Origin of the sequence: Knoellia locipacati (assembly GCF_007992835.1) — a bacterium.
GTDB lineage: Bacteria > Actinomycetota > Actinomycetes > Actinomycetales > Dermatophilaceae > Knoellia > Knoellia locipacati.
This window is the reverse complement of the sequence record NZ_BKBA01000004.1, coordinates 202,471-219,252: the sequence shown is the minus strand read 5'-3', so window position 1 is coordinate 219,252 and position 16,782 is coordinate 202,471. Positions and strand designations below refer to the sequence as shown.

Annotated in this window: 11 protein-coding genes; 8 read left to right on the top strand and 3 right to left on the bottom strand. The window is 67.0% G+C overall.

The features are described 5' to 3' along the window. Position 1 precedes the first annotated feature (1 nt). From KLO01_RS06820 to KLO01_RS06800, 5 genes are all read left to right on the top strand, one after another. Positions 2 to 1,888: a site-specific DNA-methyltransferase gene (locus tag KLO01_RS06820; protein WP_147063475.1), complete on the top strand. Its 1,887-nt coding sequence runs from the start codon at positions 2 to 4 to the stop codon at positions 1,886 to 1,888. A gap of 5 nt (positions 1,889 to 1,893) precedes the next feature. Continuing rightward, complete coding sequence (locus KLO01_RS06815) at positions 1,894 to 4,974, top strand: type III restriction-modification system endonuclease (RefSeq protein WP_147063473.1); 3,081 nt, start codon at positions 1,894 to 1,896, stop codon at positions 4,972 to 4,974. Between the two features lie 11 nt (positions 4,975 to 4,985). Next, positions 4,986 to 6,845, top strand: coding sequence for a DUF262 domain-containing protein (locus tag KLO01_RS06810; protein ID WP_246136094.1), 1,860 nt, complete (start codon positions 4,986 to 4,988; stop codon positions 6,843 to 6,845). A 375-nt stretch (positions 6,846 to 7,220) separates the two neighbouring features. Then, positions 7,221 to 8,195, top strand: a complete 975-nt coding sequence (locus KLO01_RS06805; protein ID WP_147063469.1) for an SDR family oxidoreductase — start codon at positions 7,221 to 7,223, stop codon at positions 8,193 to 8,195. Continuing rightward, a complete protein-coding gene (locus KLO01_RS06800; RefSeq protein ID WP_147063467.1) occupies positions 8,192 to 8,911 on the top strand; it encodes a hemerythrin domain-containing protein in 720 nt (239 codons plus the stop codon). The genes KLO01_RS06805 and KLO01_RS06800 overlap by 4 nt, the downstream gene beginning before the upstream one ends. A gap of 32 nt (positions 8,912 to 8,943) precedes the next feature. Here the strand turns inward: KLO01_RS06800 and KLO01_RS06795 are convergent, their stop codons facing one another. After that, positions 8,944 to 9,549, bottom strand: a complete 606-nt coding sequence (locus tag KLO01_RS06795) for a TetR/AcrR family transcriptional regulator (RefSeq protein ID WP_147063465.1) — start codon at positions 9,547 to 9,549, stop codon at positions 8,944 to 8,946. 73 nt (positions 9,550 to 9,622) lie between these two features. On the opposite strand from KLO01_RS06795, the gene KLO01_RS06790 reads away from it, so the two are divergent. After that, positions 9,623 to 10,474: an alpha/beta fold hydrolase gene (locus KLO01_RS06790; RefSeq protein ID WP_186827945.1), complete on the top strand. Its 852-nt coding sequence runs from the start codon at positions 9,623 to 9,625 to the stop codon at positions 10,472 to 10,474. A 62-nt stretch (positions 10,475 to 10,536) separates the two neighbouring features. Here the strand turns inward: KLO01_RS06790 and KLO01_RS06785 are convergent, their stop codons facing one another. Continuing rightward, complete coding sequence (locus tag KLO01_RS06785) at positions 10,537 to 11,364, bottom strand: helix-turn-helix domain-containing protein (RefSeq protein WP_147063461.1); 828 nt, start codon at positions 11,362 to 11,364, stop codon at positions 10,537 to 10,539. A gap of 213 nt (positions 11,365 to 11,577) precedes the next feature. Between KLO01_RS06785 and KLO01_RS06780 the strand changes: the two genes are divergently transcribed. Further along, positions 11,578 to 12,438 (top strand): SGNH/GDSL hydrolase family protein, encoded by an 861-nt coding sequence (locus KLO01_RS06780; protein WP_147063459.1) that lies wholly within the window; start codon positions 11,578 to 11,580, stop codon positions 12,436 to 12,438. 59 nt (positions 12,439 to 12,497) lie between these two features. Here KLO01_RS06780 and KLO01_RS06775 read toward each other — a convergent pair whose 3' ends face one another. Beyond that, on the bottom strand, positions 12,498 to 16,037 hold the full coding sequence (locus tag KLO01_RS06775) for an ATP-binding protein (protein ID WP_147063457.1): 3,540 nt from the start codon (positions 16,035 to 16,037) through the stop codon (positions 12,498 to 12,500). 98 nt (positions 16,038 to 16,135) lie between these two features. Between KLO01_RS06775 and KLO01_RS06770 the strand changes: the two genes are divergently transcribed. After that, positions 16,136 to 16,660 (top strand): hypothetical protein, encoded by a 525-nt coding sequence (locus KLO01_RS06770; protein ID WP_147063455.1) that lies wholly within the window; start codon positions 16,136 to 16,138, stop codon positions 16,658 to 16,660. Positions 16,661 to 16,782: the final 122 nt, after the last annotated feature.

Genomic DNA, 16,782 nt, shown 5'->3' with positions numbered 1-16,782 from the left:
CGTGGAGAAGCTTCGAATGACATCATCGGACGTGACGGCGAACAACACCGCCAAGATCGCCGAGTTGTTTCCGGGCGTCATGACAGAGGCCGTCGACCCGGAAGGAAACACGGTCCGTGCAGTCGACTTCGACCTGCTTCGCCAGGAACTTTCCGATCACCTAGTAGAGGGGCCGCAAGAGCGTTACCAGCTCGACTGGCCGGGCAAGCGTGCCTCGGCGTTCGCAGCCAACGCTCCCATCGCAAAGACGCTCCGACCCATTCGTAAGGAGTCAGTGGACTTCGACGCCACAAAAAACCTGTTCATCGAAGGTGACAACCTTGATGCGCTGAAACTGCTTCAGGAGTCGTACCTCAGTAAGGTTAAGGTAATCTACATTGACCCGCCTTATAACACCGGCCACGACTTCGTCTACAACGATGACTTCGGTGAGACAGTCGCAGACTACCTGGCTAAATCCGGCCAATCCAACGACGAAGGCTCTCGCCTGATCACCAATCTCGAGACCAGTGGGCGATTCCACTCGGACTGGCTTAGTTTTATGTATCCGCGCCTAAGGCTGGCTAGGAACCTTCTGTCCGACGACGGGGTGATTTTCGTGAGCATTAGCGAACACGAGGTCGACAATCTGCGGAAACTAATGGATGCCGTTTTCGGTGAAGCGAACTTCATCGGCCAGATTGCTGTCTCCAAGGGAACGACCACTGGCCAAGATGCGAGCCATATCGGTAGCAGTATCGACTTCCTGCTGGTGGCTGCGCGCAACCGAAATTCCTATGTGCCCAATGGGTTGCCGCTCGACGATAAGGACGTCGCCAGGTTCCGCGAAGCGGATGAGCGCGGCCGATTCAGCACACTCCAGTTCCGCAAGACCGGAAGCAACGATCGCCGTGAAGATCGGCCATCGATGTACTACGCGGTTACGGCGCCGGATGGAACCGCCGTTTACCCCGTGGGGCCCGGAGGGTACGAGAGCAGGTGGCGTGCTGGGAGGGACCAATACGATCGCTGGGTCGCTGAGGACATGATTGTTTGGAACAGCGACCTGTCGGGGATTTGGAAGCCTTACGTGAAATATTACCTCGAAGGTCGTACCAAGCAGGTTTCAAACTATTGGGATGACATCGAGGGAAACAAAAAGGCAACCATGGTGGTCAAAGACCTTCTCGGTGCCGGAATTTTTTCCAACCCCAAGCCGGTCGGCCTTCTGAGGAAGATACTCCACATCGCGACCGATTCGGACTCACTGGTGCTCGACTTTTTTGCTGGTTCGGGCACGACTGCCCACGCAGTCATGGAGTTGAACGCTACTGACGGCGGACGTCGTAGTTTTATTCAGGTCCAATTGGCCGAAAAGGTTCCAGCGGGCTCGGCTGCCGCAAAGGCCGGCTATTCAAACATTGCCGAGATTGCGAAGGAGCGGATCCGACGAGCGGGAACTTCTATCCGTGACGGTGCGGGCATGATTGGCGATCAACTTGACGTCGGTTTCCGAGCCGTTCGAGTCGACACCACGAATATGGCTGACGTGCTACGCGTGCCTGACGAGACCGACCAACAGTCACTGGAGGGTCTCGGGTCTAGTGTGAAGCAAGGACGAACCGGAGAGGACCTTCTCTTCCAAGTGCTGTTGGATTGGGGGCTAGAGATCACCGCGCCCATCGTGTCCGAGACGGTCGAGGAGCACGAGGTCTTCCTCGTCGATGGTGGCGCGCTCGTCGCATGCTTCAGCAAGCGCATCTCGCCCGAACTCGTCCGCGACCTGGCGAAGCGACAGCCGTTGCGAGCTGTCTTTCGAGACGCAGGATTTGCCTCCGACGATGCGCGGATCAACGCGGAGCAGATCTTCAAAGAGATCTCCCCCTCATCTGACGTGAAGGTCATCTGACGAAGATGCAACTCCAATTCAAGATTCAGAAGTACCAGACGGACGCAGTCGATTCGGTGGTCGACGTGTTTACGGGACAGTCTCGACAGACCGGCATCTCCTACAGGATCGACCCCGGCCGCCTGAAGCCGAGCGCCGCTCCGGCTCTGTTCGAGACCAGTACGACGCCGGACTCAGGTCTGCGCAACGCCGAGATCGAGCTCTCGGCGACGCAGTTGCTCGAAAACCTGCATGAGGTACAGAAGTCCCGAAACCTGCCGCTGGCGCCCATGATTCTGGACAGCAAGGCGGCGCCAGGCGCACCCAATCTCGACATCGAGATGGAGACCGGCACGGGCAAGACGTACGTCTACATCAAGACGATTATGGAGCTGAACAAGCGCTACGGCTGGTCGAAGTTCATCATCGTTGTGCCATCGGTCGCAATCCGCGAGGGTGTCAAGAAATCGTTCGACGTGACCGCGGAACACTTCCAGCAGACGTATGGCACGAAGCCTCGTTCGTTCATCTACAACTCCACCCAACTGCACGAGCTCGAGCGCTTCAGTTCGGATGCTGGCGTGCAGGTCATGGTCATCAACATCCAGGCCTTCAACTCCACGGGCAAGGAAAACCGGCGCATCTACGACGTCTTGGACGACTTCCAGTCCCGGCGGCCGATCGATGTCATTAGCGCAAACCGGCCCATTGTGATCATCGACGAACCACAAAAGATCGGCGCTCCGAAGTCGCTGGAAGCTTTGTCGCGGTTCAACGCCCTGATGGTGCTTCGCTACTCGGCGACCCATAAGGTCGAGCACACCAAAATCCACCGACTCGACGCGCTCGACGCCTACAACCAGAGGCTTGTCAAGAAGATCGCAGTGCGCGGGATCACGGTCAAGGGCCTCGCCGGGTCTACGGCGTACCTCTACCTTGACGCGATTGAGGTGAAGAAGGGCCAGCCGCCTACCGCCCGCGTCGAGTTGGAAGTCCAAACCAAGGGTGGTCCAATCAAGCGCCAGCTCAAGCGCGTTACCAAGGGCACCCGACTCCACGACCTCGCGAACGGCATCGAGGCCTACAAGGGACTCGTTGTCAACGACGTTAGTGCCATCGACGACACCATCACCTTGAGCAGCGGGGACGTCGTCGTCGCAGGGCAGCTCGCTGACCGTGACGTCACCGAGGAAACCAAGCGCCGCATACAGATTCGCGAGGTCATCCGCGCCCACATCGATAAGGAACGCGAGCTCTTCAGCCAGGACATCAAGGTCCTCTCACTCTTCTTCATCGACGAGGTCGCCAAGTACCGCGACTATGACCGTGAGGACACGCTCGGCGACTACGCCCGCCTGTTTGAGGAGGAGTACGCCGCTCTTGTTGACGAGGTGCTCGGGGAGTTGGATCTGGATGGAGCAACAGCGGCCTACAAGCAGTACCTCACCCGGGATACGGCCCGCGGGGTGCACCAGGGCTACTTCTCGATCGACAGGAAGAGCAAGCGGCTGGTCGACGGCGACGTACACAAGACCGGCGACGAGAAGGGCCAGTCGAAAGACGTTGCGGCATACGACCTGATCCTCAAGAACAAGGAACGCCTCCTGTCCTTCGAGGAGCCGGTGCGGTTCTTGTTCTCGCACTCGGCTCTCCGCGAGGGCTGGGACAACCCCAACGTGTTCGTGATGGGCATGCTCAAGAAGAGCGACAACACGATCTCTCGTCGTCAGGAGATCGGGCGTGGCCTGCGGCTGGCGGTGGACCAGCATGGAGAGCGCATGGACAACCCCGTCACGGTCCACGACATCAACGAACTCACCGTCGTGACCGACGAGTCCTACACCGACTTCGTCGCTGGGCTGCAGAAGGAGATCGCCGCGTCCCTCGCGGCGCGGCCGCGCAAGGCCAGCGTCAAGTTCTTCACCGGCAAGACGATCCACACCGCGGACGGCGAGTCGATTGTCGAGGAAGCGCTCGCCCAGGCGCTTTACAAGTACCTGGTCAAGAACGACTACATCAACGATGACGACACAGTCTCCGACGCTTACATCGAAGCCAAAAAAAACGGGACCCTCGCACAGCCGACGTCCGATGTCCTGAAGCCCGTCATCGACTTCGTCTGGCCCCTGGTCGACGCACTGTACGTCGACCTGCCCGTCCCTTCAGACGCTCGCAAACCGAAGAAGATCCCGCTCAACGAGGCGAACTTCAAGAAGAAGGAGTTCCAAGAGCTCTGGAATCGGATCAACCACAAGGCCGTCTACCAGGTCGAGTTCGACTCGGCTGAGCTGATTGGCAAGTGCGTGGCATCTCTGGACACCCACTTGAACGTCGCCGCCATGCAGTACGTCATTCAGGCGGGCCGGCAGCGAGAGTCGCTAGACGCTGACGACCTGGCCAGCGGTGCGGGGTTCGACCTCTCCAAGACGTCAACGCAGACCGAGACCGTTTCCGCGGGGTCTCAGGTGCAGTACGACCTGCTCGGGGAGATCACTGAGAAGACCCAGCTCACCCGGCGCACCGCCGCTGCGATCCTTGGCCGGATCAACCCGAACACCTTCGCCAAGTTCCGCCTTAACGCAGAGCAGTTCATCACCGAAGCCGCACGTCTGATCAACGAGCAGAAGGCGACAGTCATCGTTGAGCACCTCGCGTACGACGCACTCGAAGACAGCTTCGACACCGCCATCTTCACGGAGAACCAGAGCGCACAGAACTTCGCCAAGGCAGGTGAGAAGCTCAAGAAGCACGTGTACGACTACGTCGTCACGGACTCGAAGCTCGAGCGTGACTTCGTCACGGAGCTGGACACGAGCACCGAGGTCGAGGTGTACGCCAAGTTGCCCCGCGGCTTCTTCATCCCGACCCCCGTCGGCAACTACAACCCGGACTGGGCGATCGCGTTCACCGGGGGATCGGTCAAGCACGTGTACTTCGTCGCTGAGACGAAAGGTTCCCTCTCCACCTTGCAACTCAAGGGTGTCGAGGATGCCAAGATCGAGTGCGCCCGGAAGTTCTTCGCAGAAGTCAACAAGAAGTTCGAGGGTCAAGTGAAGTACGACGTCGCCGACAGCTACTCGAAGCTCATGGAACTCGTGACGGCGTAGGGAGGATGAGCGTGACCGAGATCGACCGCACCATCGACGGCGTTGCCAAGACAATCGCCGAGGTCCTGGAGAAAAAGAAGTACTCGATCGACTACTACCAGCGCGAATACAAGTGGGAGTCGAAGCAGATTGCCGAGCTCGTCGCTGATCTGACTGCTAAGTTCCTCGACCTGTATCAGCCCGACCACGCCCGCAAACACGTCGCCAAGTACCCTGGCTACTACCTCGGCTCGATCATCATTTCCCAGAAGGGAAGTCAGCCGTTCGTCGTCGACGGCCAGCAGCGGCTTACGAGCCTCACGCTGTTCCTGACCTATCTACGGCGACTGCAACAGGGCCGAGATGAAGTCGTCAACGTCGATGAACTCATCTACTCCGAAAAGTTCGGGGAGAAGTCGTTCAACCTTGATGTGGCCGACCGTAACGATTGCATGGAGGCCTTGTTCGAGTTTGGCGAGTACGAGCCGCCTGCTGACGCGTCCGAGTCCGTGCACACCTTGGTCGCCCGCTACGCGGAGCTTGACCGGCTGTTCCCGGACGAGTTGAAGGAAGGGGCCCTCCCATTCTTCATCGACTGGTTGAAGGACCGGGTCCAGCTCGTCCAGATCACTGCCTACAGCGACGACGACGCCTACGCCATCTTCGAAACGATGAACGATCGCGGCCTCAAGCTCACCCCCGCAGACATGCTTAAGGGGTACTTGCTCGCCAACATGGAGGACGGGAAGCCACGCACCAAGGCGAACGATCTGTGGCGCAAGCGGCTCCGCAACCTTGACGAGCAGGCGGAGGACGCTAGTTCCGACTTCCTCAAGACTTGGCTGCGGAGTCAGTACTCCACAAAGATCCGAGAGCGAAAGAAGGGGGCGCGGCCCGAGGACTGGGATCGTATCGGGACGGAGTTCCACCGCTGGCTCCGGGGTGCGCACGACAGCGTGGGCCTGAAAACACCGGATGACTACTACCAGTTCGTGGTCCGTGACCTCGACTTTTACAGCCATCACTATGCGCGCATCCTCAACGCGTCGACTGGACCGTTCGAGCCCGATAGTGCTCTGCGCTTCGTCCGCTTCAATGCCGATCTCGGCTTCACCCTCCAGAATCAACTGCTCCTAGCGCCACTGCGTGTCGAGGACAACTCGGCCATCATCGACAGGAAGTTGGAGCTTGTCGGCCGCTTCACCGACATCCTGCTCGCGCGCCGCATCTGGAACTTCCGCGCGACGGCTTACTCAACAATGCAGTACGCGATGTTCACCGTCATGCGTGACATTCGTGGCCTGAGCGAGCCTGCCCTAGCTCAGGTGCTCCGTGATTACCTGCTCAAGATTGACGAATCCTTCGACTACGACGGCTTGTACGTCCACCAGCAGAACCGCAGCCAACTACACAAGATCCTGGCCCGGATCACTGACTACATCACCGTGAGGTCCGGGCAAGCCTCGAACTACATCGAACTCACCAACGGTGCCAAGGTGAAATACGAGGTCGAGCACATCTGGGCCGACCATCCCGAGCGGCACACCGACGACTTCAGCCACGAAGCCGACTTCGCCCGTCATCGAAATCGGATCGGTGACCTGTTGCTGCTACCAAAGCAGTTCAACGCCAGCTACAACGACGAGACCTATGCGCAGAAGCGCCCGAGGTACTTCAGCCAAAACTTGCTCGCCGCGAGCCTGGATCCTCAAGCCTACGAAAAGAACCCTGGTTTCCTAGCGTTCGTCAAGACGTCGGGTCTGCCCTTCCACGCGTACGAGGAATTCAAGGCGTCTGGCATCGTCGAACGTGGCAACTTGTACAGCGACATCGCCAAGACGCTCTGGAACCCCGACGACCTGACGACCGTCGCGGCCGGTGACGTCCCCTAATCGTGCACGCCCCATGGCAGGCCGCACAGACCTACGGCGGCTCCTGAGTGTCTCCGTAGAACGATGAGATCAAGAAGGGTCTTGCCACTGCCGCTCTCACCAAGTGACGATCTGGTGCTCTAGCGCTTTGTTGAGTTGCACAAGACCATCCTCAAGCACCAATTGATCCCCGAGTTAGGTAGAGGCTCGAAGGCAAACTGGCAGATCGCGTTCTACTTCTGGCGTTGCTGCTGGCGTAACGCACCTTCCGCAACGGCATCAGCCCCCGGAAGCCACTGCCCCAGGCTGCGGCTGAAGAACAACGCAAGCGTGGCACAAGAACCCTCCGTCACTGTCGTGAACAGCAGCTCGACACGTCCACGACAGGAGTCACCGATGTCCGCCCCCGCCCAGCCCTCCATCCTCGTCCTCGGGTCCACAGGACTCATGGGTCGCGAGGTCGTCCGCTCGCTCAACGAGCGTGGCGTCACCCCGCGAGTCCTCGTCCGCGACCCGGGCCGTCTCCGCCCGACCGACCACGTCGAGGTCCACCGAGGCGACCTCCGCGACCCGGCCTCCCTCCGAGCAGCCATGCGAGGCGTCGACGCCGTCTTCCACATCTCCCCGCACGAGGCCGACGAGGTCGAGCTCACCCGCGCCGTCCTCGATGCCGTCGAGCACGAAGGCGCCCGCCTCGTCTTCTCCGGCATCCACATCGACGCCTCCAACCGACTCGCCAAGTGGGCGATGCGCACCCTCTACGGTCGGCTGCTCCCGCGCTACCGCGGCAAGATCTCGATCGGCCACATGGTCGAGACCTCCAACACCCGCCCGGTCGTTCTCGGCGTCGGCAACTTCATGCAGTGCGACGAGGTCCTCATCGACGTCATCCGCGGCGGCCAGTTCGTCCTCCCGACCCACCCCAAGGGCCTCAACCGCGTCGACCTCAAGGACCTCGGTGACATCGTCGCCAACGTCCTGCTCGACCCGAGCATCCCCGCCGGCGCCTACCCCGTCTGCGGCCCGCGCTCGGTCACGGGAGCTGAGTGCGCCGCCACCTGGTCCGACGCCCTTGGCACTCCCGTCAAGTACGTCGGCGACGACGACGCGGCCATCGATGCCGCCCTCACCGCCCACCTCACCGGCTACCGCCTCGAGGACTGGAAGTCGTCCTTCAAGGCCCTGCGCGAGTTCGCTGTCAAAACCAAGAAGTCCGAGCTCGACGCCATGACTCGCCTGCTCGGCCGACCGCCGACCGACTTCACCGAGTTCGTCGCCCGCATCGTCGACGAGCACGGACTCGCGCCGGCCACCGCAACGGGAGCGGACGGCATACCGGCTGCTTCGGAGACGGAAGGGGCACTGTGGTGAGGCAGCTCGACCTCCCCGGCCAGACGCATGTTGCCGAGGGCCCGCTCGACCACACCGGCATGTATGTCATGCACCACGCCTTCCGCCGCGACCTCGCACGGTTCGCCTCAGCCGCGACCGCCACGCCGCTCGGCGAGCCCGACACCTGGGCCGCCCTCAGCGCGAGATGGGACCGGTTCTGCCACGTCCTCCACGAGCACCACCACGCCGAGGACACGCTCTATTGGCCCGTCCTCGACACCGCCGTCCAAGCCCGCGGCACCGACTCCGACCGCGCCGAGGTCGCGGCCATGAGCGACGAGCACGCCGAGATCGACCCCGCGCTCACCGCCCTCACCAGCGCCTGGCGCGCCATGGCCGACCACCCGTGCGACGACCACCGGCACGCGATCGAGATCCGGCTCGCCGGCCTGCGGGAGGTGCTCGGCGCCCATCTCCAGCATGAGGAGACCGTCGTCCTCCCGCTCGTCCAGCGCGTCATGACCGAGGACGAGTTCGCCGGCGTCGAGCGTGAGATCCAGAAGGGCTACCGCCTGCGCGACACGCCCTTCATGATCGGCTGGGTCGTCGACGGCTTGCCGCCGGAGGCTCTCGAGCGCTTCTTCGCCTTCAGCGGTCCCCCGTTCAAGCTCCTGTATGCCGTGGTGCGCGGCTCGTACGCGCGTCACGAGCAGCGGGCCTTCCGTCACGGCGGCCTGGTCGGGGTCAGCGGCTGACGCCGGCCGGGCGGCTCCACGTCGCCCGGTCCTTACCCGTTCTGCGGCCCCAGCAGGGGGAGCAGCATCTCGAGGAGTGCCTGCTCGGTCTGATGCGGGGAGAGCCCACTGTCGAACCGCAGGATCCGCCACGTCGTGGCGTCGCAGAGGGCGACGACCTGGGCCAGCCGTCGCGCGCGGGTCGACCGGTCCCGGCTCGGTTCGAGCGACTCGGAGAAGGCCGCGCGACACCAGTCCACGTGGTACGCGCGGCTGCGGGCTGCGAGCTCCGGCACGCCGGGGGCCTGGGCGGCCTCGGCGTAGAGCTTGAGGATGAGCGCGCCATGGTGCTCGTAGTACTCGACGAGGGCGTGGAGCGTGCGCTCGGGGCTGTCCCCCATGGCAGCCGTGCGATCGGCAGCGAGACGGACGAACTCACGCTCGACCGTGGCGGCCAGCAGCCCGTGCTTGGTGCCGAAGCGACGGATGAGCGTCTGCACCGTGACCTCGGCATCGGCGGCGACGTCCTCGAGACGGATGCGGTCGTAGGCCACGGTGGCGAACCGCGCCAGCATCGCGTCGAGGATCCGCTCGCCCGTCCGCTCGGCCGCCTGGGCCCGGGCCGTCATCCGATACGGCCGAGGGGCCTTGTCTTTCATGACAACGATGTTAACCTCAAGATATTCACGTGAGTCTCACTCACATCGATATCTCATGAAGGAGGGCCGCACCATGAACCACCGCAACGTCCCGAACGCGGGGAGCGGCGGCACGCTCGACGAAAGCGCCACCTCGGTCCGCACCCGGCTCGGGCGGCTCCACGTCCGATCCACCGGTACGGGCACACCGACCGTGCTGTGGTCGTCGATGTTCGTCGACAGCCACACCTGGGACCGGATGATCCCGTTGCTGCCGACGGGCCGCCGGTACCTGCTGGTCGACCCACCTGGTCTGGGTCGAAGCGAGGCACTGGACCACGCGAGCGACATCACCGGCGCTGCAGACGCCGCCACGGACCTGCTCGACGGGCTCGGCGTCCACGACCCGGTCGACTGGGTCGGCAACGCGTTCGGGGGACACGTCGGCTTCACGCTCGCCGCCCGCCAGGGCGTCCTCCGCAGCCTCGTGGCCATCAGCTCTCCGGCCCAACCGGTTGCCCCGGCGCTGCGCAGGCAGATCAGCATCCTGCTGCCGATCCTGCGAGCCGCTGGACCCGTTGGCCCCGTGCGCTCGGCCGTGCTGACGGCGATGCTCACCGACGCGTCCGCAGCCGACGACGCGATCCGTCGAGTCGTCGAGGAGTCGATGGGCCGCCCGACTCGTCGCAGCATGGCGTTGGCGGTGCGCTCCTTCATCCTCAACCGCGTCGACGTGACCGGGGAGCTGCCCGACATCACCGTGCCGAGCCTGTTCGTCTCCTCCGACGACCGCGGCGACTGGACCCCGCAGGACGCGCAGGCGGCGGCCGATCTCGTGCCCGGTGCCGAGGCCGTGGTGGTCGCCGGCGCCCGGACCCTGGTCCCTCTGGAGCAGCCGGAGGAGGTGGCCGCCCACGTGCGCCGGTTCTGGGACCGGTTGACCTGACCCTCGCCGACCCCGCGACACCCAAGGACAACTCCCACCCGCGGCACACGGTGTGACAAGAGTCAGTCCTGCGCGTCCGACCCCGCGAGCGCCGGCGGGCGGGTGTCACCCAGCTCGGCGACGAGCCGGGTGGGGCTCGCCCCGCTCAGGCTGTGGAAGTCGCGCACGAGGTGCATCTGGTCGTAGTAGCCGGCGCCGTGGGCGACCTCGAGCCAGGACCGGCGCGGGTCGACGAGCTTGGCGTCGAGGGCGAACTGGAACCGGGCGATGCGCGCGAACCGCTTGGGCGGCATGCCCAACTCCCGCTCGAACTGCCTCTCGAACTGGCGGACGCTGAGCGAGGCCAGCGCAGCCATCTCGACCACAGGCCGGCGCCCGTGGCCGCGGAAGGTGTCCATCGCGACATGCGCGATCGTCGTGGGTTCGGCGTCCAGCAGCATCCGCAGGAGGAAGGTCTCGCTGAGCCGGACCCGCTCCTCGAAGGTCGCGGCGGCGGCGAGGAGCGACCAGAGCACCTCGACGCCGGGGCCGAGCACGTCGACTGCCGGGTAGGACCGGTCGGCCACGTGGTGCGTGGGGATGCCGAGCAGGCGCTGGAGGGCGGTGGGCTGGAGGAAGATCGCGAACGACTCGACCCCGGCGCCTAGGGTGAGCCTCGCGTTCGGGGAGCAGTGCGAGCCCACGAGGGCGATGCGGTGGGCGGGCTCGCTGCTCCCGTCGCGGTAGTCGACGGTGAAGAGCGAGCCGAACTCGAACCCGAGGACCACCTCGAGCGAGGCCGGCACCAGCTGCACCACCGGGGCCTCGCTCGCGCCGGTGGTGCGCTGGGCGTAGGCCCGGACGAGATCGCGCAGCGCCGGGCACGGCAGGGCGGACTGGAGGGTGCTCATCGACCCTCCTCGCCAGTGGGTGGGCGCCGGCAGACACGTCGCTTTCGTCCTAGGCGAGGGAATCCCGACCCCTCGATAGTAGGGACGCGGACCCGCACCAGGGGCGGATTCGCCGTTGTCGGCCGGGTCGACCGGGTCAGCCGGGTGTGGGGCCGGGCCCGACCCGGCCGGCAACGGCAGGTCGTGGGCGCGAGCGAAGGGCAGGACGGCGAGATGAGACGCATCGGACGGGTCGTGGCGCTCGGCGCTGTCGCGCTCGGTGCCGTCGCAGTCCTCGCGGGCTGCGGTGCGTCCGAGGAGCCGGCCACGAGCCCGTCGCCATCCTCGACCGCAAGCTCCACGCCGAGTCCGACAGCACCCCCGCTGTCGCTCGTCGCCATCGGCGACTCGATCCCCTTCAACAGCAAGGACGACTGCCCGAACTGCACGGCGTTCGTCTACCAGTACGGCGACGCGCTGGCCAAGGCGACCGGACGCGGGGTGCGCCCGAACAACCTCTCCGACCACACCGGGCTCACCCTGCCTCGGCTCCTCGACAACCTCGACTCGCTCTCCAAGGACCTCGCCGCGGCCGACGCGATCATCGTGGGGATCGCCCACAACAGCATCGAGCTCGGGACGGACACGCCCTGCGGCTCGGCCTTCGACCCCGCCACCGGCGCCCTCAAGGACTGGACCAAGGTCGACCAGGCGTGCGCCACCCGGTCGGCGGCAGCCTCGCGTCCCGGCTACGACGCGCTGTTCACCAAGGTCGCGGCCCAGAGGGTGGGCAAGCCCACGATCCTCATCGCCCTCAACAAGTACAACGACTGGGTCGGCTCGAGCACACTCGGCCTCACCGCCGACCAGGCGAAGCGCACGGTGCTCATCCATGACGCGTGGAGCGCGATGATCTGCGACTCGGCCAAGGCCCACGAGTTCAGCTGCGCCGACATCTACCACGCGTTCAACGGCCCCACGGGTGACAAGCCCAGCGGTGACCTGCTCGCCGACGACTACACCCACCCGTCGCAGAAGGGCAACGACGAGATCGCCAAGGTCCTCGTCGACCTCGGCTTCGCGCCCCTCGCCTAGGGCACCTCGCCTCGGCCACCCGCCTCGGCAGCCGCCTCGGCAACCGCCTCGGCAACCGCCTAGAAGCCGAGGCTGCGGCGTTGCTCCGCGAACCGGTCGAGGAAGGCCGTCATGCCCCACTCGCGGGCCAGTGCCTCCCCGCGCTCGGCCGCGGCGCGCGCCGCCTCCGCCTCGCCCGCTGTCGCGAGCGCCATCGCGAGGAAGCAGTCGACCGGACCCTGCAGGCTCGCCACCCCGGCCACGGCCATCCGCCCGGAGAGCGGACCCAGCGCCCCGGCCACGGTGCGCGCGCCCTCGGAGTCAGCGGCGACGGCATACGCGAAGGCCAGGATCGCGAGGTCGAGCGACTGGCTCCAGTCCTCCGACGGCAGTGCGGCGCCACGCAGCAGCGGGGCGAGGCGTTCGCGGTCCCCGCACACCGCGAGCAGCTGGAGGATCGGCGTCCGCGTGATGTCGTCGCCGCCGTCGGGGTCGACGGCGAGCACGCTGTCGACGAGCCACCGCGCGGCCACCGGGTCCCACCCCGAGAGGGCGTAGGCGATGCCGAACTCGATGTAGTCCGTCGCCGGGATCGACATCCGCACCCCGGTCATCGTGCGCAGGGCGTCGGCGGCGGCCTCCCTGTCACCCCCACCCCTCAGCACGTCGAGACTGAGCTCGACGAACCGGAGCGCGAACTCGACGAACGACAGGCGCCTCCGCCGCGCGATCTCCAGGGCCTCCGAGCTCGCCCACTCCCACGTCGCCACGTCGCCGGCCTCCACCGCCACACCCGCCATGCCCGCGAGCGCCACCGCCTCCGCCGTGACGTCCCCGCTCGCCCGGGCGGCAGCGACCTCCTCCTCCGCCAAGGCCCGTCGCGCCGCGAGAGCAGGGCACCGCCACAGGGCGATCTGCGCCGTCCTCGCCGCCCACGCGAGCAGGGTCGGGTCGCCGAGCCGCCGGGCCATCGCCATGCCCTCGTCGGTGAGCGCGGCCACCTCGGCGTCCGACCCCGGCAGGTAGTAGAGCTGGGCCGCGAGCGCGAGCATGAGGGTGCAACGCTCCGCCGAGTCACCGGACGCGAGCCGCCCCAGCGTGGTCCGCAGGTCGTCGATGAGCTCGTGCTCGACGACGCCGTACTCCATCGGCGTCCACACCGAGTAGCGCGTCAGCGACGCCACCGCCGTCGCCATCCGCACCGGGTCACCGAGTGCTCGCGACAGGGCGACCGCGACGACCACCGCACCGACGGCCTCGCGCCACATGCCTGCGCGAGCCGCGCTCTCGTTGAGCCGCAGCAGGAGATCGAAGCGTTCGTATGCCGTCCCCTGCGGGTCGACCGCCTGCGCCTCGAGCGCGGCGTGGAACAGGTCGGCCGCCTCGACGTTGGCGAAGTCGTCGGCGGCCAGGGCGCCGGCCGCGGCGGCAGCGGGCCAGGCGTTCGCGGCATACAGGGGTCCGGCAGCGAGCCAGTGGTGGGCGAGGTCGAAGGCGCGCTCGGCCGGGTTGACCGCCGACGGGGGAGCGGCCTCGAGGGCGCGGGCGATGCGAGCGTGGGTGCGCGCGACGCGGTTCGGCGTCGTCATGGCGAGGATCGCGTCGCGCGTCAGCGCGTGGTCGAAGGCGAGCAGACCCTGCGCGCTGTGGATGATCCCGGCCTCCTGCGCCACCTCCAGGCGGTCGAGCAGGTCGTCGGGGTCGAGCTCGGCGATCCTGGCCAGCAGCAGCGGCGGGTGCTGGCGGCCCAGTGCTGCGGCGAGGAGCAGGAGCTCGCGGACGGGTTCGGGCAGCGCGGCGACGCGGTGCCGGACGACGGACTGGACGCTCTCGGGGACCTCTCCGTCGACCCGGCCGGACTGCTCCGCGAGCCGGGCCAGCTCGACGAGGAAGAATGGGTTGCCGTCGGTGCGGACCCGCCAGTCGGCGACGACGCCGGGCTCGGTCCCGTCGCCGAGGATGGACCCGACGAGGTCGCGGGCCTCGTCGGCGGCGAGCCCGTCGAGCTCGAGCGTGGTGGCGCCGTGCCGGGCCAGGGCGGCGTCGAGGTCGGTGCCGGCGGTGTCGGCGGTGTGGGCGCTCGTGGTGGGTCGGCGGGTGGCGATGACGGCGACCCGGTCCCCGGCGCGCAGGCTCGCGACGACCTGCGCGAGGCAGCGCATCGTCGGGGTGTCGGCCCAGTGCAGGTCGTCGAGGACGACGAGCAGACCACGGTCGCGCGCGGCGTCGCGCAGCGCCTCTGCGATGGCGTCGTGGGCGGCGAAGGCTCGTTCGGCGGTGGTGCCGCTGCTGGCGTCGGCGGTGCGGGCATCGGGGCGGGGGCCGGGATCGGCGTGAGCGTCGCCCTGGGGGTCGGGCTGGGAGTCGGCTTGGGCACCGGCAGGGAGCGCAGGGGCGAGCTCCGGCGGCGACGGCAGGTCGAGCCCGGCGAGGACCTGTCGCCACGGCCAGAGCGGCGGGGCCCCCTCGTCCGCCGAGCAGGTCCCGACCGCCGCAGCCATGCCCCGGCTCAGCGCCTCGGCGACCGCCCACTGGACGAGGCGGGACTTGCCCGCGCCCGCCTCACCGACGAGCCGCACGGTGGCCGGCCGACCAGCCCCGGCGCTGTCGAGCAGCTGCGCGATGGCCTCGCGCTCGCGGGTGCGGCCCACGAGTGGTCGCTCGTCCCGCCCGACCGCCTCAGCCCCGCTCGCGCCCCCGCCCGGCGGCTCGGGTGGAGGATCGCCGGGGTCCTGGCCCCGGCGATCCTCCACCCGGGCCCTGCCGACCGGTGACGCTGGGGACCCGTTCGCCAGCCACCCGCGCAGGACGGCGGGATCCTGCTGGAGCAGCGCTGCCTCGAGGTCGCGCACCTCCTGACCGGGGTCGAGCCCGAGCTCGTCGTCGAGGAGGCGGCGCAGTCGCCGGATCGCGTCGAGCGCCTCGGCCTGCCGCCCCGCGCGGGCCAGCGCCAGCGCGTGCAGCGACCAGCCGCGCTCGCGCAACGGGTCCCGGACCGTGGCCTGCTCGGTGAGCGCGAGCACTGTGGCGTGCTCACCGAGGGCCAGCAGTCCCAGCGCGAGGTCGTCGCTCGCGGTGGTGCGCAGCGCCTCGAGCCCGGTGCGCTCGGTGAGGACGTCGGGGTGGTCGGTGAGGTCGGCGTAGGGCGTGCCGCGCCAGGTCCGCAGCAGCTGTTCGAGCCCCTCGACCTGCTCCTCGACCTCGGCCCGCTCCGGCCAGCTCGCGTCGGGACCGGTCGTGAGCTGGGAGGCCAGACCCACCAGTACGCGGTGGCGGGTGCGGACCTCGTCGACGAACGCCGTGGCGTCGACCGCCTCACGAGGCAGCGCGAGCCGGTAGCCCTCGTCCGAGGTGAGCAGCACCGTCGGCTTCGCGCGCGGCTCCAACCCCGGCTCGAGCAGCCGCCGCAGCCCCGACACGTACGAGTGGAGCGTGCCGAACGCCCCTGGCGGCGCCTCGTCCCCCCACATGAGCGCGACGAGCCGGTCCGCCGACACGACCGGCCCGAGGTCCAGCGCGAGGGCGGCGAGCAGCGCACGACGCTTGCGCGCCGCGATCTCGACGGGCCCGTCGGACCCGCGGAGCGCCGTCGCCCCGAGCACGCTGACCTGCACCGACACCCCGGCCACGCTACTGACGTCCGGGTCCGCACGGGGCAGGTTTGCCTGCGCCAGTCGCGCGCAAGCCCGGCTCAAGCGCCTCCCGGGACTCTGGCTCCATGACCACCTCCCAGAACCTCCCCACCCGCGACCGCTCCGCGGCCGACTTCCGTATGCCGTCCCACCCAGAGCGTGGGAACCGCACCCACCCTTCGGCCGCCCCCGAGAGGACCGTCATGGTCGCCGCCGTCGTGCTCGCGGCCGTCTCGGTCGGCGGGGCGTTCGTGTCGGTCGCCGGCGGTCTCGCCGACACCCTCCTCGACGCGATGGGTCCGACCGGGCGGCTGTCGATCCCGGTCCCGATGATGCTCGCCCAGCTCGTCGCCGCTTGGGTGGCGTCCGGTCGCCGTCGCCGCCCGGCCCTCGTCGCGAGCGCCCTGCTCGCCGTCGTCGAGCCGGTCTGCATCGTGTCGGGCTTCTTCGACGGCGGGTACTCGGACTCCGCACGCACAGGTGCCCACACGGCATACCAAGGTCTGCTCGTCGGCATGCTCGCCGTCGTCGGAGTCATGGCCGCCCGACGGTTCAGCCACCTGCGGAGGGCACAGGCGCGACGGCCCATCGGCGCTCGGTCGGGCACCTGAAAATGCCCTGCGACGCTGACGCCTGACCTGCTCCCGGGTCCGATAATCTCCGCGCCCAGGGGGTTCATCGAGTGGGGTTCCCTCGTCCACATCCGTCGCGAGGTGCGCCCGTGCCTCGCGCA

Coding starts and splice junctions, on each gene's coding strand:
- KLO01_RS06805 (WP_147063469.1), top strand. CDS start 7,221: ATGTCCGCCCCCGCCCAGCCCTCCATCCTCGTCCTCGGGTCCACAGGA.
- KLO01_RS06780 (WP_147063459.1), top strand. CDS start 11,578: ATGAGACGCATCGGACGGGTCGTGGCGCTCGGCGCTGTCGCGCTCGGT.
- KLO01_RS06790 (WP_186827945.1), top strand. CDS start 9,623: ATGAACCACCGCAACGTCCCGAACGCGGGGAGCGGCGGCACGCTCGAC.
- KLO01_RS06785 (WP_147063461.1), bottom strand. CDS start 11,364: ATGAGCACCCTCCAGTCCGCCCTGCCGTGCCCGGCGCTGCGCGATCTC.
- KLO01_RS06815 (WP_147063473.1), top strand. CDS start 1,894: ATGCAACTCCAATTCAAGATTCAGAAGTACCAGACGGACGCAGTCGAT.
- KLO01_RS06770 (WP_147063455.1), top strand. CDS start 16,136: ATGACCACCTCCCAGAACCTCCCCACCCGCGACCGCTCCGCGGCCGAC.
- KLO01_RS06795 (WP_147063465.1), bottom strand. CDS start 9,549: ATGAAAGACAAGGCCCCTCGGCCGTATCGGATGACGGCCCGGGCCCAG.